The 18,086-nt window shown below is 63.6% G+C and carries 15 protein-coding genes; 11 read left to right on the top strand and 4 right to left on the bottom strand.

Features of this window, described 5'->3' with window-relative positions; all coding sequences use genetic code 11:
* Nucleotides 1-3: 3 nt before the first annotated feature.
* From phaC to H276_RS0112470, 9 genes are all read left to right on the top strand, one after another.
* On the top strand, nucleotides 4-1,101 hold the full coding sequence (gene phaC, locus H276_RS0112510; RefSeq protein ID WP_231376664.1) for a class III poly(R)-hydroxyalkanoic acid synthase subunit PhaC: 1,098 nt from the start codon (nucleotides 4-6) through the stop codon (nucleotides 1,099-1,101).
* A gap of 67 nt (nucleotides 1,102-1,168) precedes the next feature.
* Entirely contained in the window at nucleotides 1,169-1,459 is a 291-nt protein-coding gene (locus H276_RS0112505; protein WP_019971656.1) for a hypothetical protein, read from the top strand.
* Between the two features lie 105 nt (nucleotides 1,460-1,564).
* Nucleotides 1,565-2,851: an acetyl-CoA hydrolase/transferase family protein gene (locus H276_RS0112500; protein ID WP_036460966.1), complete on the top strand. Its 1,287-nt coding sequence runs from the start codon at nucleotides 1,565-1,567 to the stop codon at nucleotides 2,849-2,851.
* A gap of 63 nt (nucleotides 2,852-2,914) precedes the next feature.
* Entirely contained in the window at nucleotides 2,915-3,760 is an 846-nt protein-coding gene (locus H276_RS0112495; protein WP_196807901.1) for an alpha/beta fold hydrolase, read from the top strand.
* 8 nt (nucleotides 3,761-3,768) lie between these two features.
* Complete coding sequence (gene sucC / locus H276_RS0112490; protein WP_019971653.1) at nucleotides 3,769-4,959, top strand: ADP-forming succinate--CoA ligase subunit beta; 1,191 nt, start codon at nucleotides 3,769-3,771, stop codon at nucleotides 4,957-4,959.
* A gap of 3 nt (nucleotides 4,960-4,962) precedes the next feature.
* On the top strand, nucleotides 4,963-5,835 hold the full coding sequence (sucD, locus tag H276_RS0112485; RefSeq protein WP_019971652.1) for a succinate--CoA ligase subunit alpha: 873 nt from the start codon (nucleotides 4,963-4,965) through the stop codon (nucleotides 5,833-5,835).
* A 383-nt stretch (nucleotides 5,836-6,218) separates the two neighbouring features.
* Complete coding sequence (locus H276_RS25305; RefSeq protein ID WP_019971651.1) at nucleotides 6,219-6,413, top strand: hypothetical protein; 195 nt, start codon at nucleotides 6,219-6,221, stop codon at nucleotides 6,411-6,413.
* 32 nt (nucleotides 6,414-6,445) lie between these two features.
* Entirely contained in the window at nucleotides 6,446-8,089 is a 1,644-nt protein-coding gene (locus tag H276_RS0112475) for an NAD-dependent malic enzyme (RefSeq protein ID WP_019971650.1), read from the top strand.
* Between the two features lie 308 nt (nucleotides 8,090-8,397).
* A complete protein-coding gene (locus tag H276_RS0112470) occupies nucleotides 8,398-9,654 on the top strand; it encodes an SLC13 family permease (RefSeq protein ID WP_019971649.1) in 1,257 nt (418 codons plus the stop codon).
* 83 nt (nucleotides 9,655-9,737) lie between these two features.
* On the opposite strand, the gene H276_RS0112465 is transcribed toward H276_RS0112470, so the two are convergent.
* The 4 genes from H276_RS0112465 to H276_RS0112450 all read right to left on the bottom strand — a co-directional run bounded on the left by H276_RS0112465 (nucleotide 9,738) and on the right by H276_RS0112450 (nucleotide 15,267).
* Nucleotides 9,738-9,977 (bottom strand): hypothetical protein, encoded by a 240-nt coding sequence (locus tag H276_RS0112465; RefSeq protein WP_019971648.1) that lies wholly within the window; start codon nucleotides 9,975-9,977, stop codon nucleotides 9,738-9,740.
* Between the two features lie 32 nt (nucleotides 9,978-10,009).
* Entirely contained in the window at nucleotides 10,010-12,928 is a 2,919-nt protein-coding gene (locus H276_RS0112460; RefSeq protein WP_019971647.1) for a UPF0182 family protein, read from the bottom strand.
* Nucleotides 12,929-13,116: 188 nt separating this feature from the next.
* On the bottom strand, nucleotides 13,117-14,214 hold the full coding sequence (locus H276_RS0112455; RefSeq protein WP_019971646.1) for a DUF2235 domain-containing protein: 1,098 nt from the start codon (nucleotides 14,212-14,214) through the stop codon (nucleotides 13,117-13,119).
* Between the two features lie 84 nt (nucleotides 14,215-14,298).
* Nucleotides 14,299-15,267, bottom strand: a complete 969-nt coding sequence (locus H276_RS0112450; protein ID WP_019971645.1) for an NADPH:quinone oxidoreductase family protein — start codon at nucleotides 15,265-15,267, stop codon at nucleotides 14,299-14,301.
* A gap of 183 nt (nucleotides 15,268-15,450) precedes the next feature.
* On the opposite strand from H276_RS0112450, the gene H276_RS0112445 reads away from it, so the two are divergent.
* Entirely contained in the window at nucleotides 15,451-16,383 is a 933-nt protein-coding gene (locus H276_RS0112445) for an alpha/beta fold hydrolase (RefSeq protein WP_019971644.1), read from the top strand.
* 155 nt (nucleotides 16,384-16,538) lie between these two features.
* Nucleotides 16,539-18,029: an NAD(P)/FAD-dependent oxidoreductase gene (locus H276_RS0112440; RefSeq protein ID WP_026356912.1), complete on the top strand. Its 1,491-nt coding sequence runs from the start codon at nucleotides 16,539-16,541 to the stop codon at nucleotides 18,027-18,029.
* The last annotated feature ends 57 nt before the right edge of the window (nucleotides 18,030-18,086 follow it).

Genomic DNA, 18,086 nt, shown 5'->3' with positions numbered 1-18,086 from the left:
ATGATGCCGATTCCGAATGCGGCCGAGCTCATGCAAGAGGCTTCGGCTCTCAATGCAAAGATCGCCGCGGGAATGGAGCGGCTCAGCAGTATCAAGGACTCCGAGGTCGAGATCGCGACGACCCCCAAGGACGAGATCCTGCGCACCGATAAGGTCACGCTGTCGCGGTATCGACCCCTGGCAGAACAGCGGATCCGGACCCCGTTGCTGATTGTGTACAGCCTCATCGGCCGTTACACGATGACCGACCTGCAAGAGGATCGATCGCTGGTCCGCAAACTGCTGGGTCTGGGCATCGATGTGTGGGTGGTGGACTGGGGCAACGCCAGTCGTGCGGATCGCTGGCTGAGTATCGACGATTATGTGTCGGGTTACATCGACGAATGTGTGACCGCCATGCGCGACGTCACGGGAACGGACAAGGTCAACCTTCTCGGTATCTGCGAGGGCGGTGTGTTCACACTCGCGTACGCGGCCCTGGAGCCGGCGAAAGTGCGAAACCTGGTGTTGGCCGTGACACCGCTCGATTTTCACGCCGACGAGGAAGAGGATGATCCCGGGAAGGGGTTCATCAACGTATGGACACGCAGCCTCACCAAGGATGACATCGACAAGATGATCGACGTGTGGGGAGTGCTTCCCGGTGAATTCATGGGTGCTGTCTTCTCGATGCTTACACCGGTACGATCCGCCACCAAATATAATTTGGACATACTCGATGTCATCGATGATGACGACAAATTCTTGAACTTCCTGCGCATGGAGAAGTGGCTTGCAGATCGGCCCGACCATGCCGGTGAAGCCGCTCGGGAATGGTTGCAGGATCTTTACCAGGACAACAAGCTCATCAAGAACACCTGGAAGCTCGGCGACCGCAATGTCGATCTCCGGCAGGTCACCATGCCGGTTCTCAATATTTTCGCGTCGGGCGACCACATCATTCCGCCGGCGACGTCGAAGGCCCTGGACGGGAAACTGGGCACGAGCGATTACACCGAGATGGGCCTACGCGGTGGTCACATCGGGCTGTTCGTCTCCTCCAAATCGCAGGGAATAGTCGGCAACGGCATTACCGAGTGGCTGGCGGATCGCGATACCTGACGCGGCTTCGGGCCTACCGCCGTAGCTTCCACCCTCCGGCATCCAACCAAGTAGAGAGGCTGTACTCATGAACCCCGGTGACTTCACCAACACCAACTTCGACCCGGCGAGTCTCGACAAGACCATCGCGCAGATCCGGCAGATGACAGAAAAGCTGATCGAATCCAACAGGACCGCCGGCCGGGCCGCACTGGACGCCTACGAGAAGGCGTTGCGGAGCATGGTCGATTTTCAGGAACGCGTAGCTCGCGGTGGAAATCAGCTCGACTGGATCTCGGCGTTGGCCTCGGCACACACAAAATTCGTCGAAGACATCAGTGCGGCGTACGTCAAAGCTGCCCGGGACTCGGTCAAATAGGTTTCTCAGCTGCGGACGCGCATCCGAGGCGGGTTCCCAACGATTCGCCGCAACAACATTCGCTCCACGAACAACATTGCCATGCTGCCAGGAAGACGACGACCGATGACTTCTCACAACATTCTCACCCCCCCGGTGCCACCTGAGGCTGTACTCGAGCACATCAAACCGGGCGCGGACCTCATCATGCCGAATGCCAACGGCGAGCCGGTCAAGGTGGTCGACGCCCTGGAGGAACACGCGCAAGAATTGCAGGACGTACGGATTCACCAGATGCACGCGCTGCGGGAACGGCGCTACATCAACGGGGAGTTCGGCGATCATCTGCGGTATGTGTCGTATTTCTTGGCGCCGGCGTCGCGCAAGGCGTTTCTGGCCGGCAAGTGCGACCTGGTGCCGAACCATTTCTGCGAGGTACCGGACCTGCTGCAGCGTTACACCAAATGCTCACTGGTGATCGCCGCGGCGTCGCCGCCGAACCGGCAGGGCTACTTCTCGTTGGGCACCAACTGCGACTACACCGCGTCGCTGATCGGGCGGGCACCGTTCTTCCTGGAGGCCAACGCGCAGATGCCGCGCACCTTCGGTGGCAATCAGGTGCACATCAGCCAGGTGGTGGGCTGGACGGAGACGGATTACCCCTTGATCGAAGGTCATGCGGTGGTGCCTACCGACAAGGATCAGGCCATCGCCGCGCTGGTCGCCGAACGGATCCCGGACCGGGCCACCATTCAGGCCGGCATCGGGGGCATGCCCAACGCCTTGTTGTCGATGCTCAAGGGGCACAAGGATCTTGGTGTACACACCGAGTTGCTCTCCGACGGCGTGATCGACCTGGTCGAGTCCGGTGTGGTGACCGGTACCCACAAGCAGTTTCGCCGCGGCAAGATCGTGACCACCCTGGCATTGGGTTCCCGGCGGCTCTACGACTTCCTGCACGAGAACTCGGCGGTCGATTTCGCGCCGGTGGACTGGGTCAACGATCCGCGGGTCATCGCCCGGGAGCCGAACTTCGTTTCCATCAACGCCACCACCGAGGTCGACTTCTACGGGCAGTGCGCCTCGGAGACCGTGGCCGGAAAGTACTTCTCCTCCAGCGGAGGGCAGTATGACTTCGCCCGCGGCGCAGTGTATTCCGATGGCGGCCAGGGTTTCATCGTGTTGCAGTCGACCACTCGGGACGGCTCGAAGTCGAAGATCACACCGACGCTGACTCCCGGGTCGGTGGTCACCACGTCCAAGAACACCGTCGACAAGATCGTCACCGAATACGGGGTGGCCGAGATGCGCGGCAAGACGCTGCGCGAACGTGCGCGGGCCCTCATCGCCATCGCAGACCCCAACTTCCGCGACGAATTGACCGCCGCCGCGCGAGAGATGGCGCTGATCTGACAAGTGCACGAACAGTCGGCGGACAACAGTGGGAAGGACGTCAACGACGATGGTAGAGCAAGCGTGATAGTCGACAGCGAGATGGCGCTGGCGTCAGACGGCACCCGGTTGTTCGTGTCGGAGCACGGCCAAGGCGACGATGTGCTGTTTATTCCCGGCCTGGGATATGCCGGATGGTGCTGGGAGCGTCAGGTCGGTCCGATCTCGGAGTTCGCCCGCATGCTGGCGATGGACAACCGGGGCGTGGGACATTCAGACAAGCCGCGGAACCGTTATTCCATCGAGCAGATGGCCGACGACGCCTACGAGGTGCTGCGGCAGAAAGCGCGCGGTCCGGCTCATGTGGTGGGAACCTCGATGGGCGGCTACATCGCGCAGAGTTTGGCGCTGCGTCACCCGGACGTGGTCCGATCGCTGATTCTGGTGTCCACCACCAGCGGTGGCGAGGGGTGCACCCCGGTCCCGGACGAGACATTGAGATGTTGGATAGGGGCGTCGGGGCTCAGTCCTGCCGAGTTCGCGCGTGCCACCATGCCGATGTCTTTTACCCCCGGCTGGGCACGACAGCACCCGGAGGAGTTCGAAGAGCTGTTGGCGCTTCGATTGCACGCAAGCACACCGACGGCCACGTGGCGGTTGCAGTTCGAGGCGAGTGCAGTCTTCCTGCATGACGGTCTGCCGCAGGGCGACATCAACCGGCCGATCACGATTGTGCACGGGACCGCAGATCGCGTCGTGCCGTACGCGAATGTCGCCCATCTCGAGCGCCGACACCCCCATGCGTCGGTGATCACGTTGGACGGAGCCGGACATCTCTGTTGGATCGAGCGTCCTGATGTGTTCAACGACATTGTTCGTACCGCAGTGTCGGCCACAGGCAATGAAGATCTCGGTAACACTTTCAGATAGGCGGCAAAATGGATCTGTTGGAACATCAGGCAAGAGACATATTCGCCAAACACGGTGTACCGGTATTGGACGCCGCCGTCGCTGAAACCCCCGCCGAGGCCAGAGAGGCAGCACTGCGTCTCGGCGGTGGTCGCGTCGTGGTGAAAGCTCAGGTCAAGACCGGAGGGCGGGGTAAAGCCGGTGGGGTGAAGCTTGCGGATGGACCAGATGACGCGCAGGACAAGGCCGCTGAGATTCTGGGGCTGAATATCAAGGGGCACACCGTTAATCGGGTGATGCTCGCTCCGGCAGCCGATATCGCCGACGAGTACTACTTCTCGTTGCTCCTCGACCGGGCGAACCGCGCGTATCTCGCCATGGCGTCGGTCGAGGGAGGCATGGACATCGAAGAGGTCGCCGCGACCAAGCCCTCCGCACTGGCGCGAATACCCATCGATGCGGTTGACGGAGTTGATGCGGACAAAGCACGTGAGATCGTCGATGCGGCAGCCTTTCCCGACGATGTCCGTGAGCAAGTCGCCGCGATCATCGAACAACTGTGGCAGGTCTTCGTATCCGAGGACGCCACGTTGGTCGAGGTGAACCCGATGGTCAAGACCAAGGAGGGACGCGTACTGGCACTCGACGCGAAAATATCCCTCGATTCGAATGCGGCATTTCGCCAGCCCGGTCACGCTGAATTGGAGGACAGTGCAGCCGCTGACCCGCTCGAAGCCAAGGCAAAGGCAAAGGACCTCAATTACGTCAAGCTGGACGGTGAGATCGGCGTCATCGGCAACGGCGCGGGGTTGGTGATGTCGACGCTAGATGTCGTCGCGTACGCCGGCGAAGAATTCGGCGGTGTCGCACCCGCGAACTTCCTCGACATCGGTGGCGGCGCGTCAGCTGCGACCATGGCCGACGGGCTCGGCATCATCCTGAGCGACCCGGCCGTAAAGAGCATATTTGTCAACATCTTCGGCGGCATCACGGCATGCGATGAAGTGGCCGGCGGCATCGTCCAGGCCATCGACATGCTCGAACGCCAGGGCGACGCGGTCAACAAGCCGCTTGTCGTACGGCTCGACGGCAACAATGCCGCCGAAGGGCGCCGGATCCTCGAGGAGTCCGCGCTCGATTTCGTCGAACGCGTCGACACCATGGACGGAGGCGCCCGCCGGGCCGCCGAACTTGCCGGGGCCACGGGTAAAGGAGCCTGAACGATGCCGATTTTTCTCAACAAGGCCAGCCGGGTTCTGGTGCAGGGTATTACGGGTTCCGAAGGTCTCAAGCACACCCGGCGCATGGTGGCCGGCGGCACCAATATCGTGGCGGGCGTGACACCGGGCAAGGGTGGTCAGGAGATCGACGGCATACCTGTCTTCTCGACCGTGGCCGAGGCCGCCAAAGAGACGGGTGCCGACGTATCGGTGGTATTCGTACCGCCTCGGTTCACCAAAGACGCAGTCCATGAGGCGATCGATGCAGGGATACCGCTGGTCGTGGTGATCACCGAGGGTGTTCCGGTGCGGGACACCGCCGAATTCGTCCAGCGCGCAGCCAATTCCGGCGTCACTCGCGTGATCGGGCCGAACTGTCCCGGCCTGATCAGCCCCGGCCAATCCAACGCGGGCATTATTCCTTCAGACATCACCAGTGCGGGTTCCATCGGCCTGGTGTCGAAGTCGGGCACCTTGACCTATCAGATCATGTACGAGCTCCGCGACATCGGTTTCTCGTCATGCATCGGGATCGGTGGCGACCCCGTAGTCGGCACCACCCACATCGACTGCATACAAGCATTTCAAGATGATCCCCAAACCGACCTGATCGTCATGATCGGCGAGATCGGCGGAGACGCCGAGGAACGTGCCGCGCGTTACATCGCCGAGCACATCACCAAACCGGTGTTCGGTTACATCGCCGGATTCACTGCCCCCGAAGGCAAGACCATGGGACACGCGGGCGCAATCGTATCGGGATCATCCGGCACCGCCTCGGCAAAGAAAACCGCGCTCGAGGCCATCGGTGTCAAGGTCGGAAAGACTCCGTCCGAGACCGCCGCGCTGGTACGCGCTGCGGTGAGTCCCGGCTGATTGCGGGACCCATCGAAAAGTGAGTCCTCACGGACGAACTGCCGAAGGGACACGATGACGAGTGCTGTGACGTCGGCCACTGAACGCCCCAAGCCGTTTCTGCTGACGGGGGAGGGCTGGCCGTACCTGCTGGTGCCGTTGATCCCGGTCGCGATCCTGCTGGAATTCGTGCACGCCGACGCGGTAGCCGTGTTCGCCGCGTCCGCGCTCGGCGTGATACCGACGGCAGCGCTGATGGGCCGCGCAACCGAGGAGCTGGCGGCCCGCTCGGGTCCGGGGCTGGGTGCTCTGCTCAACGTGACATTCGGCAACGCCCCGGAGTTGATCATCGCGCTGTTCGCGCTGGGGGCCGGGCTGCCCAGATCGCGCTGTTCGTCGCCCCGGTGCTGGTGCTGGCGTCGTTCGTGCTCGGACCGTTCCCGATGCCCCTGGTGTTCAACGGGTTCGAGATCGGCGCGATCTTCTTGGCGGTCATCATCGGCAACGAGGTCACCCAGCGCGGTGAATCCACATGGTTCGAAGGCTTGCAACTGCTCGCCATCTACGCGGTGCTCGGACTCACCTTCTACGCCGTATGACCCTGCCCGAAATCAACGAATGATGAGGTGAAATGACCGGCACACCGCATGTTCCCGTCGCTTTGTCCGTTCCGAGTCTCAATCGTGGGGTGGGGTTCACCCATGAGCAGCGGCAGCAGCTCGGGCTGACGGGCAGACTGCCCTCCGGTGTGTTGACGCTGGACCAGCAGGCCGAGCGGGTGTGGCGCCAGTTGCAGGGAATGCCAACGGATATGGCGCGTAACCTGGCTCTTGATCAGTTGCGCTACCGCCACGAGATCCTGTTCTTCAAGGTGCTTTCCGAGTATCTGACCGAGCTGATGCCGGTGGTATACACCCCGACGGTTTCCCAGGCCATCCAGCGATTCTCCGGCGAATACCGTGGGCAACGGGGCATCTACCTCTCCATCGACCATCCCGATGAGATCGCAGAATCCTTCGAAACTCTTCGCCAGGGTCCCGATGACGTCGACTTGATCGTGTGCACTGACGCCGAGTCGATACTGGGTATCGGTGACTGGGGGGTGGGCGGCATCCAGATCAGCGCCGGGAAACTTGCTCTCTACACCGCAGGCGGTGGCATCGATCCGCGCCGAACCATCGCGGTGTCACTCGATGTCGGCACCGATAACGAGCAGCTCCTCAATGATCCGTTCTACGTGGGCAATCGTCATCCGCGCCGGCGCGGCACCGAATACGACGAGTTCATCGAGCGCTACGTGAAGACCGTGCACCGCCTGTTCCCGCACGCCATGCTGCATTTCGAGGATTTCGGTGCGGCTAACGCGCGCGCGATCCTAAACCGGTACTCATCGGAGTACTGCGTGTTCAACGACGACGTACAGGGCACCGGCGCGGTGGTGATGGCAGCCCTGTACGCCGGGCTGAAGGTCACGGGCGTCCCGATGACCGAGCAGACCGTGGTGGTGCTCGGCGCAGGCAGTGCCGGGATCGGGATCGCCGACCAGATCCGCGACGCGATGATCGCCGCCGGGGCGACCGCAGAGCAGGCGGCGGCGCGCATCTGGCCGATCGACAAGCAAGGCTTGTTGTTCGACGACATGGACGGGCTGCACGAATTTCAAGTGCCCTACGCCAAGAACCGGCAGCAGCTCGGGTTCCCGGCGGATCGGCGGGTGGACCTGCTCGAGACCGTCAAGCTGGCCGGACCGACCATTCTGCTGGGTTGCGCGAGTGTGCCTGGCGCCTTCACTCGCGAGGTCATCGAAGCGATGGCAGCGGGTACCGCCCGCCCGCTGGTCTTCCCGATCTCGAATCCGACTTCTCGCATGGAGGCCACCCCGGACGAGGTGATCACATGGTCGAACGGCCGTGCCTTGGTGGCGACCGGTTCACCCTCGGCCCCAGTGCAATACGACGGCGTCACCTATACCGTCAGCCAGGCCAACAACGTCCTGACGTTCCCCGGAATCGGACTGGGAGTGGCCGTGTCCGGTGCCACCCGCGTGACCAACCGGATGCTCGACGCCGCTGCCAAAGCCGTTGCCCGCCAGTCTGACCCAACCGCACCCGGCGCGGGTCTGCTGCCCAGCGTCACCGATCTGCCGGCCATATCGACGGCAGTCACGGAGGCGGTGTACCACGCGGCCGTCGCCGACGGCGTGGCCAGAAAGACCTACGACAACATCGGCCGCGCTATCGAGGGCATTCGGTGGCGCCCGAGCTACGACGACTGATGGTGCCGAACGGTGTGCGGCCACCGGGAATCATGTTCATTGCCAGAACGACCCGACGCTGCTGCCAACGAAAGGTTGACCGGGAAATGACGATTCTATCCGGTCAAATATGTTGCAGTGCAGTCGATTGCGGCGTCAAGCTCGGGCTGAATCGAGCCTGCTCCGGACTTCCGGGGAGCGGTGAGAAGTCGACAGGGGAGTAGACGCACAGCTACGCGAAATGAGCACGCAACCAACGTCATCGGTATAACCTCCGGAGGAAGCCCGCAGGTGATCCGGAGCGCGTGTCTACGACGAGGAGGCCACCGATGTCGTCGGCCCAAATCCTATCCATAGCACTCCTTCTCGTCGTACTGATCGTGGCGATCTGGCGGCGGATGAACATCGGCGCGCTCGCGCTCGCCGCGGCCTTGCCCGTGCTGGCCGTTTCGGGCCTGAACCCGACGACGATGTACACGACTTTCCCCGGCAGCATCTTCGTGCTCATCGCCGGCGTCTCCCTGCTCTTCGCGCACCTTGAACGCAGCGGCGCCCTTGCGCACGTCGTGGAGAAAATCTACGCGGCCGTCGGCGATCGTGAGGCGCTGCTGCCATGGGCCGGCTTCCTCATCGCCGGTGCTCTCTCCACGGCGGGTGCCTTCTCCACGGCGCCCATCGCCTTCCTCGTGCCAATGGTTGCCCACCTCGGTGAGCGTTACCGCCGCAGCTTCTACCTTTGCGAGCTCGCCGTCATCATCGGGGCCAATAGCGCCGGACTCTCACCGCTCAACCCCACCGGCGCCGTCGTGCGCACCGCCGCGGACAAATTCCACGTGCACTACTCCGGCTGGGGACTGTGGGCGGTTTCCGTCGCGGTCGCAGTCATCGTCGTCATCGCCCTCCAGCTCATCCTCGCCCTCCGAGCGCGGCGCGGACAGGCCTTCGTCGTATGGCCCGCACCACCACTGGCCGAGTCGTCGGAGGGGCAACAGCATCACAAGACCTATGCCTGGTGCTCGGGTCTCTCCCTCATCCTCTTCGTCGTCCTCGTCGTCGTCCCCAAGACAGATGTCGGTGTGACGGCCATGTGCCTGGCTGCGCTGCTCCAGATCGTCTTTCATCCCAAGGAGCATGCGCTGCTCGCTCGGATCCCCTGGAACAGCGTGCTGCTCCTGTGCGGCCTGCTCACCTACCTCGGGCTCATGGAAAAGATCGGCACCATGGACTCGATCGAGAAGGACCTCCAGCACCTCGGCGCCGGGGTCCTGCTCATTTTCGTCCTGGCCTATACGACGGCGTTCCTGTGCAACATCGAGAGCTCGACCCTTGGAGTCCTGGGGCTGATGATGCCGCTGGCATTCACCGCCTTCGGTGGGTCACCGGGAGTGTTCTGGGTCATCGCGGCCATCTGCGCACCGGCTGCTCTCATGGTCATGAACCCCATCCACGTGGCCGGCACCCTGATCATCGGCAACAGCGCTGTCAAACACCAGGACATGCTGTTCCGTAGGCTCCTCGGGCTCGCCCTGGCGCTCGCGGTCGTCGTCCCCGGAATATTGGCCGGCGTCGCCGTAGCCGCCTCCTGATGTCAAGCGTGTCGTGCTGCTGCGTGTCAATGGCGGGCTCGCTCGCCGGTGCCGATGTAGGTCAGGCTGCAAATGTCGGTCTTCTACGGGGACGCGACCGTCGAAGCCTGAGTTCTGCCGCACGCGATGTCGAGTCGATAGTGGGCGAGCCGGTGCAGTAGTTCGGGGAAGGCTTTGGGCTGCACCTGTCCGTGGAGATCGCGGATGGCTTCCACCACGATGCGGGTCACGAGTTCGGGTGGCAGCAGCCCGTCGAATTCCGTTGCCAGCCTCGCGGCGACGTCCTGAGCCGGCTGGACCGCATCCAGTGGCTTGGTCTTCATATGGTGCGCTTTCTTGCGTGTGCGAGCAGTGATTACTGTCCGCCCGCGTTTTCGTGTGCGTTGACCGCTTTTTCGAGGCGATCGAGAACCGCGCGTAACTCCGTGAGTGCCTCTTTGAGTTCAGTCGCTGTTTGGGGTGGACCACCGGTGGTCGGTGGCACGGCGGCGGGTGGGGGAGATTGTGGCCGCGGCATATCCGGTGGCGGTGTCGCGGCGGCATCGCCACCGGGGGCGGTCGCCGCGCGCCCAGCGCCGGGACCGAATACTTGATCGAGGGCTTCGGCCAGCGTTGGGGCGTAGCCGATTCGGACTCCACCGTCGGCACGGGGTTCGCGCAAGCCGACCAGCACCCGGGAAAGCTGTGGGAATGTCGAGCTGTGGGGTGTGGTCGGGATGCGCTCGGTATAAAGAGGTTCCACGTAGAGCACGCCGCCGTCGGCGATCGGCAGTGTCAGGAGGTTGCCGTAGTGGATTCGGTTGGATCGCTCCAGCAGGGTGCGCTCGGAGGCGACCCGAGTGTCGGAGATCATCGAGTTCTGGATCTGTTGCGGACCTTGTGTCAGCGTATCCGTCGGTAGCTGCAGCACGCTGATCTTGCCGTAGTTCTCCGGATCGGAATACACCGAGATGTGGGCCGACAGGAATTCCCTGTTGTACCCGACCATCGCGCTGGCCAGCCGGAACGACGGTCGTGCGCTCTGCTGGTCACCGATGAGGACGTAGGACGGTGGCTGCGGTTCGTCGGAGTCAGTGGTCGGATCGCTGGGCACCGACCAGAATGCGTTGGTGGTGAAGAACTCTCGAGGTTCGTCGACGTGGTATCTCGCCAAGATCTCCCGCTGGATCTTGAACAGATCTTCGGGATAGCGGAAATGCGCGCGCAGTTCGTCAGACACCTTGTCCGGGGATTGCACGACGCCGGGGAAGGCGTGCATCCATGCGCGTAGCACGGGATCGTCGCGGTCGACCTGGTAGAGCGTCACGGTGCCGTCGTAGGCGTCGACGGTGGCCTTGACGGAGTTGCGCACGTACCCGACCGGTGCGCCGGGTCGAGTGATGCCGCCGGCGCCGGTCACCGGTCCTTGCAGCGAGCTGCGCTGCGCGTAGGGATACCGCTCCAGGGTCGTGTATGCATCGACAATCCAGACGATGCGTCCATTGACCACTGCCGGATAGGCATTGGTGTCAGTGGTCAGCCACGGGGCCACGCGCTGCACGCGCTCCTTCGGGTTCCGGTAGAGGATCAGTTTCGATTCCGCACTGATCGCGCGCGAGAACAAGATGTTGCGTTCGGTGAACTTGGCGGCGAACAACGTGCGGTTGAACCAGTTGCCGATCGGCACGCCGCCGGCACCGGTGTAGGAGTACTTCGAGGTGTCAGTGTCGTACTCGCGGGGCGGCGCATCCGGCGTTCCGCCGACTATTGCATAGTCCGGATCCGCCTGGGCGATCACTTCGCCGAAGTAGATGCGTGGTTGGTCGACCCGGATGAGCTGTCGATCGGACCCATGAGAGGCGATGTCGCTGATCGTGTAGATCGGGTAGCCACTGTTGCTGTCGGAGGGTTCCGAGGTGTTCGGGGCGTCACGGACCGCCGCATTCACCCGATTCGCCGGTGCGGCAACGAAACCGTTGCCGTGGGTGTAGACGGTATGCCGGTTGATCCAGTCGGTCTGATTCCCGGTCAGGCTGTCCGGTGACAGTTCGCGGACGCCGACGATGTAATCCCGCAGCTGGCCGTCTATGTGATAGCGGTCGATGTCCAATTCGGCTGGGAAGCTGTAGAAATTCTTGAGCTGCTGTTGCTGGGTGAACGTCCGGGAGAGCACATTGGGGTCGAGCAACCGCGCATTGGCGATGGTGGTGACGTCCGCGGCGACGTCACGGGGATTTTTGGTCCCGATGCCGGGATAGTCGTGGTATTCGACCCAGTCGTTGCCGAGCCGGTACGCGTCGCGAGTCGCCGCGATGTTGCGTTCGATGTAGGGGCGCTCGACGTCGGCTGCGTTGGGCCGCACCGAGAACTGTTCCAACACCAGCGGCCATGCGCCGCCCACCAGAACTGATGACAGCACGAGCAGTGCGATCGCCATCGCCGGAATCCGCATGTCCCGCAGGAAGATCACCGCGAATATTGCCAATGCGCACAGCACCGCTATCACGAGCAAGACGAGCTTGGCCGGTAGCTCGGCATGGATGGCGGTGTAGCCGGCACCGGTGAACGTCGGTTCTTTGTGGGTGCTGAACACCAATTCGTAGTGATCGAGCCAGTACGCGACAACCTTCAGCAGGATGGCTGTGCCGGCCAGCACGGCGATCTGCATCCGGGCGGCCTGCGTGAGCGTGGCCTTGCCGTCGGTCAGTCGGATGCCGCCGAAGAGGTGGTGCGTCATTACATTTGCCACCAAGGCCAGGCATACGGCGACGAAAAGCCAGTTGAGTACGAATCGGTAGAAGGGTAGGTCGAACACGAAGAAGGCGATGTCGCGCCCGAATTCCGGATCGGCGATACCGAAGGGTTCACCGTGCAGGAACAGTTGAGCCGTGACCCAACTGGTCTGCCCGACCAGACCGCACAGCGCCGCGATCGCCGATGCGACGCCCCATGACAGCAAGCGTGGCCGGCGCATTGCGAGGGCCCGATACAGCGTGACCGAGTTGTTGTCGCGCCGGGTCGGGACGAAAATCAGCCGGCTGCGATATGCCAACCTCATCGCCAGCAGAACACTGCCGCCGACGAGCAGGGTCACCGCGACGAAGAGCGCCACCCGCGTCAACGCAACGGTGATCCAGACGTTGCGGAAACCGACTTCTCCGAACCACAACCAGTCGAGGTATGAGTTCAACAGCCGAGAAACGACAAGCAGGAGTACGACAACGGCGACGGCTGCGCTGATCAGGATGCGGGCCCGGTTGGACACCGCCGGTCTGTCGGTCGGACCCTTCTGCATGTGCTACTCCGAAGTTCGAGACACCTTTCCCAAATCGGTGATCTCCGCCGGGCGGCAGAGCAACTTGGTGTGAGGCCAGTCTTCTCGGTAGGACGGTCGATCACCATCGGGTCAGACACCCATTCATGGCGGGACAAGACCTGTATGCCCCGGTGTAGACACCCGAGCGGGCCGTGCCCGGCACGGTGTCAGCGCCGCAGGTACCGCACCGGCATCGAGCGTGGACTGCCTTCGAGGAAGCCGAGCGTGGTTGTCGCGGCGGGCGCCAGCGCACGACTGCGCGTGAGCGCACTCGATGCGACATACTCGGTGTCGGGATCGGTGGCGCCCGGCTGGCGGACGTACCGCGTGATCAGCCGGTATATGCCGGTTCGGGTCTGGTGCTGTTTGCCGAACGCGTCGGGGTACACCTGCGTCTGGGTGGCAAGGGTCTCTTCCTCCGGGGCCGGCGGCGCCGCGCCCGGCGGGTGTTGGTCGAACGCTGTGGGATAGAAAGCCAGGCCGCAGTCACGCGCACAGCCCACCATCCACAGCAGCGTGATGTCGCTCAGGTCGTGTTCCGGATATCCGCCGCCAACGTCGGAATGCACGCCGGAGAACCAGACCTGTTCCACCCGTTGGTTTTCCGGGGGATCCGGCTGATGGGCCCACAGCGTCGGGCGGAACGGGCCGCGCATCTCGTCGATGGCCAGCGCCTGGAAGGCCGCGTCGACGTAGCTGCTCAGGTCCGTGTCGTGAAACCTCCATCGCTTGTTCACCAGCTTGGCGAGGCCGGTCACGGGAATGCCCAGTGCACCGACCGTGTCCCAGACGCCGATGAAACGGATTCGGGACTCATACGAGAATGACCGTCGGAACAGGGTCGCCTCGGTGCTCCGCGGATGTGTCTTACTGGTCCGGTCGCGGTAGAGCGTGTAGGCCTCGCCGATCCGGTCGGCATGCTGCGGCCTCAGGATGCCGGCATTGCGGACGAATCCCGCGGCGCTGCGCACGGTGAAGGCGCCCCGGCTGAACCCGAAGAAGAACAGTTCGTCACCCGGGACGTAATTCTCCACCAGGAATCGGTAGGCCTCGATGACGTTGTGCGACAGCCCGTATCCGAACGCACCGCCAATGATCCGCTCACCTCGTGTGGTGCCGACACCCAGGGAGTAGAAGACTCGTTGTTCGGTTCCCCTGGCGTCATGATCGGCCACGGCGAGGGCGACCTTGGTGACGTTGGTCGGCGCCTGTTGATCGGGGGTGTTCCATGTGCCGTCGCAGCACAGCACCAGGCGTCTCGGCATGTTTCTCCCTTACGTGGACATCTAAACGATATCGACGCAGGCGGTCATTCGTGGGTTTCTGGCAGCCTGTCCTGACGCCACGATTCAGCGCAGGCGCAGCACCACCTTGCCCTTGGCACTGCGGTTTTCCAGCGACGCAATGGCCTCGCCCGCCTGCTCCAGCGGATAGACCTCGGGAGCAGGCGGCAGGATCGCGCCGGAGGCCAGCAACGGCGCGAGTTCGGCCCACTGTTCGGCCACGTAGCCGGGGTGGGAGAACATCCACGCACCCCAGCCTGCGCCGACGACGTCAATATTGTTGAGCAGCAATCGGTTCACCTTGACCGTCGGGATCTCCCCGCCGGTGAAGCCGATCACCAGTAGCCGCCCGCCTACGGCGAGCGACCGCAGCGAGTCGGTGAACCGATCACCGCCGACCGGGTCGACCACGACGTCGACGCCGCGGCCGCCCGTCAGCTCTTTGACCGCAGCACGGAAGCCTTCGGTCAGCACCACATCGGAAGCCCCTGCCGCCCTGGCGATCTCGGCCTTCTCCTCGGTGGAGACCACGGCGACGGTGCGGGCTGCGCCCAGCGCAGGCGCCAGGCGCAGCGCCGAAGTACCGATTCCTCCGGCTGCGCCGTGCACCAGGACTGTCTCACCATCCGCCAGCCGGCCGCGGGTGCGCAGTGCGAAATGCACAGTCATGTCGTTGAACAGGATGCCGGCCCCGGATTCGAACGACACCGATTCGGGCAGGGCGAACACCCGGTCGGGCGGCAGCGCAACGACTTCGGCCATACCGCCGGACAGCATGGTCAGTCCCAGCACCCGGTCGCCCGCGCTCACGTGGGCGCCTGCAGGTGCACGGCGCACCACGCCGGCAACCTCCGCGCCAGGGGTGCACGGCAGCTCGGGCTTGTACTGGTAAAGGCCACGCGTCAGCAGCGCGTCGGGAAATGCCACCCCCGCCGCGTGAACGTCGATCACCACCCCGTCGCCGGACGGCTCATCGATCTCGGCCACCTGTACCGCAGACGGTCCGTCGAGCCGAGTGATCTGTGCTGCGCGCATCGGGTCTCTTTCCGTATCGGATCAGGACCAATTCTGCGCCTGCCGCCGCCGGTGCTCTCGTCCGGTTCGGAAACTGGGGCCAACCGCAAACGTAATTTGGTCAAACCCCGATTAGTTACCGGCGGGTAGGCTGACAATAAGTGCACTTCTTGAAGGCAACGACGCCGACGATCGGAGCAGTCCATGACCACCGGAGACCTTCCACAGCTACCACCGGGACGTCCGTTGGAGGTTCGAGGCACCGATGGCGTCCGGCTGCATGCCCAGGTGTTCGGGCCGCGCGATGGTCAACCGATCGTGCTCGCACACGGCATCACCTGCGCCATCAGGGTGTGGGCACATCAGATCGTCGATCTGGCCACCGATTATCGCGTGATCGCCTATGACCACCGCGGGCACGGTCGTAGCGAGACCCCGCGTGGGCGACACGGCTACAGCCTCAACCACTTGGCGGCCGATCTGGATGCTGTGCTGGCCGCCGCCCTCGCACCGGGCGAGCGGGCCGTCATCGCGGGCCATTCGATGGGTGGCATCGCGATCAGTGCGTGGTCGCAGCGCTACCCCGACCGGGTGTGCGAACGTGCCGCCGCTGTCGCACTGATCAACACCACCACCGGTGACCTGCTGCGCGACGTGCAGCTGGCTCAGGTGCCCGCACCGTTGACCGCCACCCGGGTCCGGGCCGCCGGGACGCTGCTCAGGACGTTCGGTGCGACGCCCATACCGCGGCTGGTCGACGGCGCCAACAAGCGGTTCGTGTGTTACCTCGCGGTGGGCCGTGACGCCGACCCGTGGGTAGCGCAATTCGTCTACGAGCTGTTCGCTTCGACCCCGGCGGCCGGACGCGGCGGCTGGGCGCGGGTGTTGGTGGACAACCTGGGGTCCCGGCACATTTCGTTGCGCAACCTGGCGGTGCCCACGCTGGTGATCGGCAGCGAGCAGGACCGGTTGCTGCCCATCAACGCCTCCCGGCGGATTGCTGCGGACGCGCCCAACCTGGCCGCGTTCGTCGAACTCACCGGTGGCCATTGCGCCATCCTGGAACGCCCTGAGCAGGTCAACCGTCAGCTACGGGTCTTGGCCGAATCGGTGGTCCCGCGGGAGCGCGTCAGCTAGAGCTCGTCACCCGGCCCCACCATGACGACGTCGGCGTTGGTCGGGATGCTCATCTGACCAGGCTCTCACGCCACGCGCTGGCTGAGATCGTTGACGCTCCCCATATTTGAGGTCTTAATGTGGACGGTACGCAGCGCGCCCAAGGGAGGTTCGCGATGGCTGCCATGAAGCCTGATTACGCGGATGTGCTCATCGTCGGTGCCGGTATCTCCGGAATCGGTGCGGCCTATCGCATCCATGAGAAAAACCCCCGCCTGACCTACACGATTCTGGAGCGCCGCAGTCGTATCGGCGGAACGTGGGACCTGTTCCGCTACCCGGGAATCCGCTCCGACAGTGACATCTTCACACTGAGCTTCCCGTACGAACCGTGGACCCGGCCCGAGAACGTGGCCGAAGGCGCCGACATCCGCGAATACCTCACCGCGACGGCGCGCAAATACGGCATCGATCGGCACATCCGGTTCGATACGCGCGTGCTCTCTGCCGATTGGGATTGGAGCACCGATACCTGGACCGTGCAGGCGCAGCAGGACGGCTCGGTGCAGGTCCACCGGGCGCGGTTCGTTTTCTTCGGAACCGGCTACTACAACTACGACGAGCCCTACACGCCGGAGTTCCGCGGGATCGAGGACTTTCGCGGTGTGGTGGTGCACCCGCAGTCCTGGCCTGAAACGCTGGATTATTCAGGCAAACGCATCGTGGTGATCGGCAGCGGGGCCACCGCGATCAGCCTCATCCCGGCGCTGGCCCGCCGAGCCGGCCACGTGACCATGTTGCAACGTTCGCCGACCTACATGATGTCGATCGCACGCATCGACCCGGCTGTGCAGACTATTCGGAAGACGTTGCCGCGCAGTATTTCTCATCATGTTGTCCGGTTCCGCAACGCGATGATCCACGCGTTGGTGTACTGCATGTTTCGCAAGGCGCCAAATTTCGGGCGGCGACTCATCCGCAACCGCACAGTGACGGCGCTGCCCGCAGGCTACCCCGTCGACGTGCACTTCAAGCCCCGGTACAACCCGTGGGACCAGCGCATGTGCGTGGTGCTCGACGGGGATCTGTTCGAGCACATCGGCGAGGGCCGCGTCGACGTGGTCACCGACCACATCGACCACGTCGATGCCGACGGCATCGTGTTGCGATCGGGTGACCGCGTCGACGCTGAAATCATCGTCACAGCAACCGGTTTGCAGTTGCAGGCACTCGGCGGCGTCGCCCTTGGCATCGACGGCGCCGAGTTCACGCCGACCGGCCGGTTCGTCTACAAAGAGTTCCTGCTCGAAGACGTCCCCAACATGGCGTGGTGCATTGGCTATACCAACGCGTCGTGGACATTGCGTGCCGACATGACGGCCCGCGCTGTGGCGAAGTTGTTGGCGTACATGGACTCCCACGGTTACACACACGCCTATCCACACCTGGGGCCGGGGCCTATGAAGGAGAAGCGGACCTGGGACCTGCAGGCGGGCTACATCCAACGCTCTGAACATGCGTTGCCGCGGTCGGGTACCAAACGACCGTGGCATGTCCGGCACAACTACGTTCTCGACGCCATCGACCACCGGTTCGACCGTATCGAGGAGTCCATGGTGTTCGGCCGCGCGCCCGCGGAAACCCTGGTCCGCGAGCGTGCGTCTTAGCGCGGCGTACTAGCTGGGGGTGCCATGCTGGTCTCCTGGCCGTTCTGAACAGGGGGG

Origin of the sequence: Mycobacterium sp. 141 (genome assembly GCF_000382405.1) — a bacterium.
Lineage (GTDB): Bacteria > Actinomycetota > Actinomycetes > Mycobacteriales > Mycobacteriaceae > Mycobacterium.
The sequence above is the reverse complement of the archived record's forward strand: the minus strand, read 5'-3'. Positions and strand labels throughout refer to the sequence as shown.

What these genes read in the sequence shown, in the direction of transcription:
- H276_RS0112470 (WP_019971649.1), top strand. Translation starts at nt 8,398, where the DNA reads ATGTCGTCGGCCCAAATCCTATCCATAGCACTCCTTCTCGTCGTACTG.
- H276_RS0112465 (WP_019971648.1), bottom strand. Translation starts at nt 9,977, where the DNA reads ATGAAGACCAAGCCACTGGATGCGGTCCAGCCGGCTCAGGACGTCGCC.
- H276_RS0112475 (WP_019971650.1), top strand. Translation starts at nt 6,446, where the DNA reads ATGACCGGCACACCGCATGTTCCCGTCGCTTTGTCCGTTCCGAGTCTC.
- H276_RS0112500 (WP_036460966.1), top strand. Translation starts at nt 1,565, where the DNA reads ATGACTTCTCACAACATTCTCACCCCCCCGGTGCCACCTGAGGCTGTA.
- sucC (WP_019971653.1), top strand. Translation starts at nt 3,769, where the DNA reads ATGGATCTGTTGGAACATCAGGCAAGAGACATATTCGCCAAACACGGT.
- H276_RS0112505 (WP_019971656.1), top strand. Translation starts at nt 1,169, where the DNA reads ATGAACCCCGGTGACTTCACCAACACCAACTTCGACCCGGCGAGTCTC.
- H276_RS0112455 (WP_019971646.1), bottom strand. Translation starts at nt 14,214, where the DNA reads ATGCCGAGACGCCTGGTGCTGTGCTGCGACGGCACATGGAACACCCCC.
- H276_RS0112460 (WP_019971647.1), bottom strand. Translation starts at nt 12,928, where the DNA reads ATGCAGAAGGGTCCGACCGACAGACCGGCGGTGTCCAACCGGGCCCGC.
- sucD (WP_019971652.1), top strand. Translation starts at nt 4,963, where the DNA reads ATGCCGATTTTTCTCAACAAGGCCAGCCGGGTTCTGGTGCAGGGTATT.
- H276_RS0112440 (WP_026356912.1), top strand. Translation starts at nt 16,539, where the DNA reads ATGGCTGCCATGAAGCCTGATTACGCGGATGTGCTCATCGTCGGTGCC.
- H276_RS0112445 (WP_019971644.1), top strand. Translation starts at nt 15,451, where the DNA reads ATGACCACCGGAGACCTTCCACAGCTACCACCGGGACGTCCGTTGGAG.
- phaC (WP_231376664.1), top strand. Translation starts at nt 4, where the DNA reads ATGCCGATTCCGAATGCGGCCGAGCTCATGCAAGAGGCTTCGGCTCTC.
- H276_RS0112450 (WP_019971645.1), bottom strand. Translation starts at nt 15,267, where the DNA reads ATGCGCGCAGCACAGATCACTCGGCTCGACGGACCGTCTGCGGTACAG.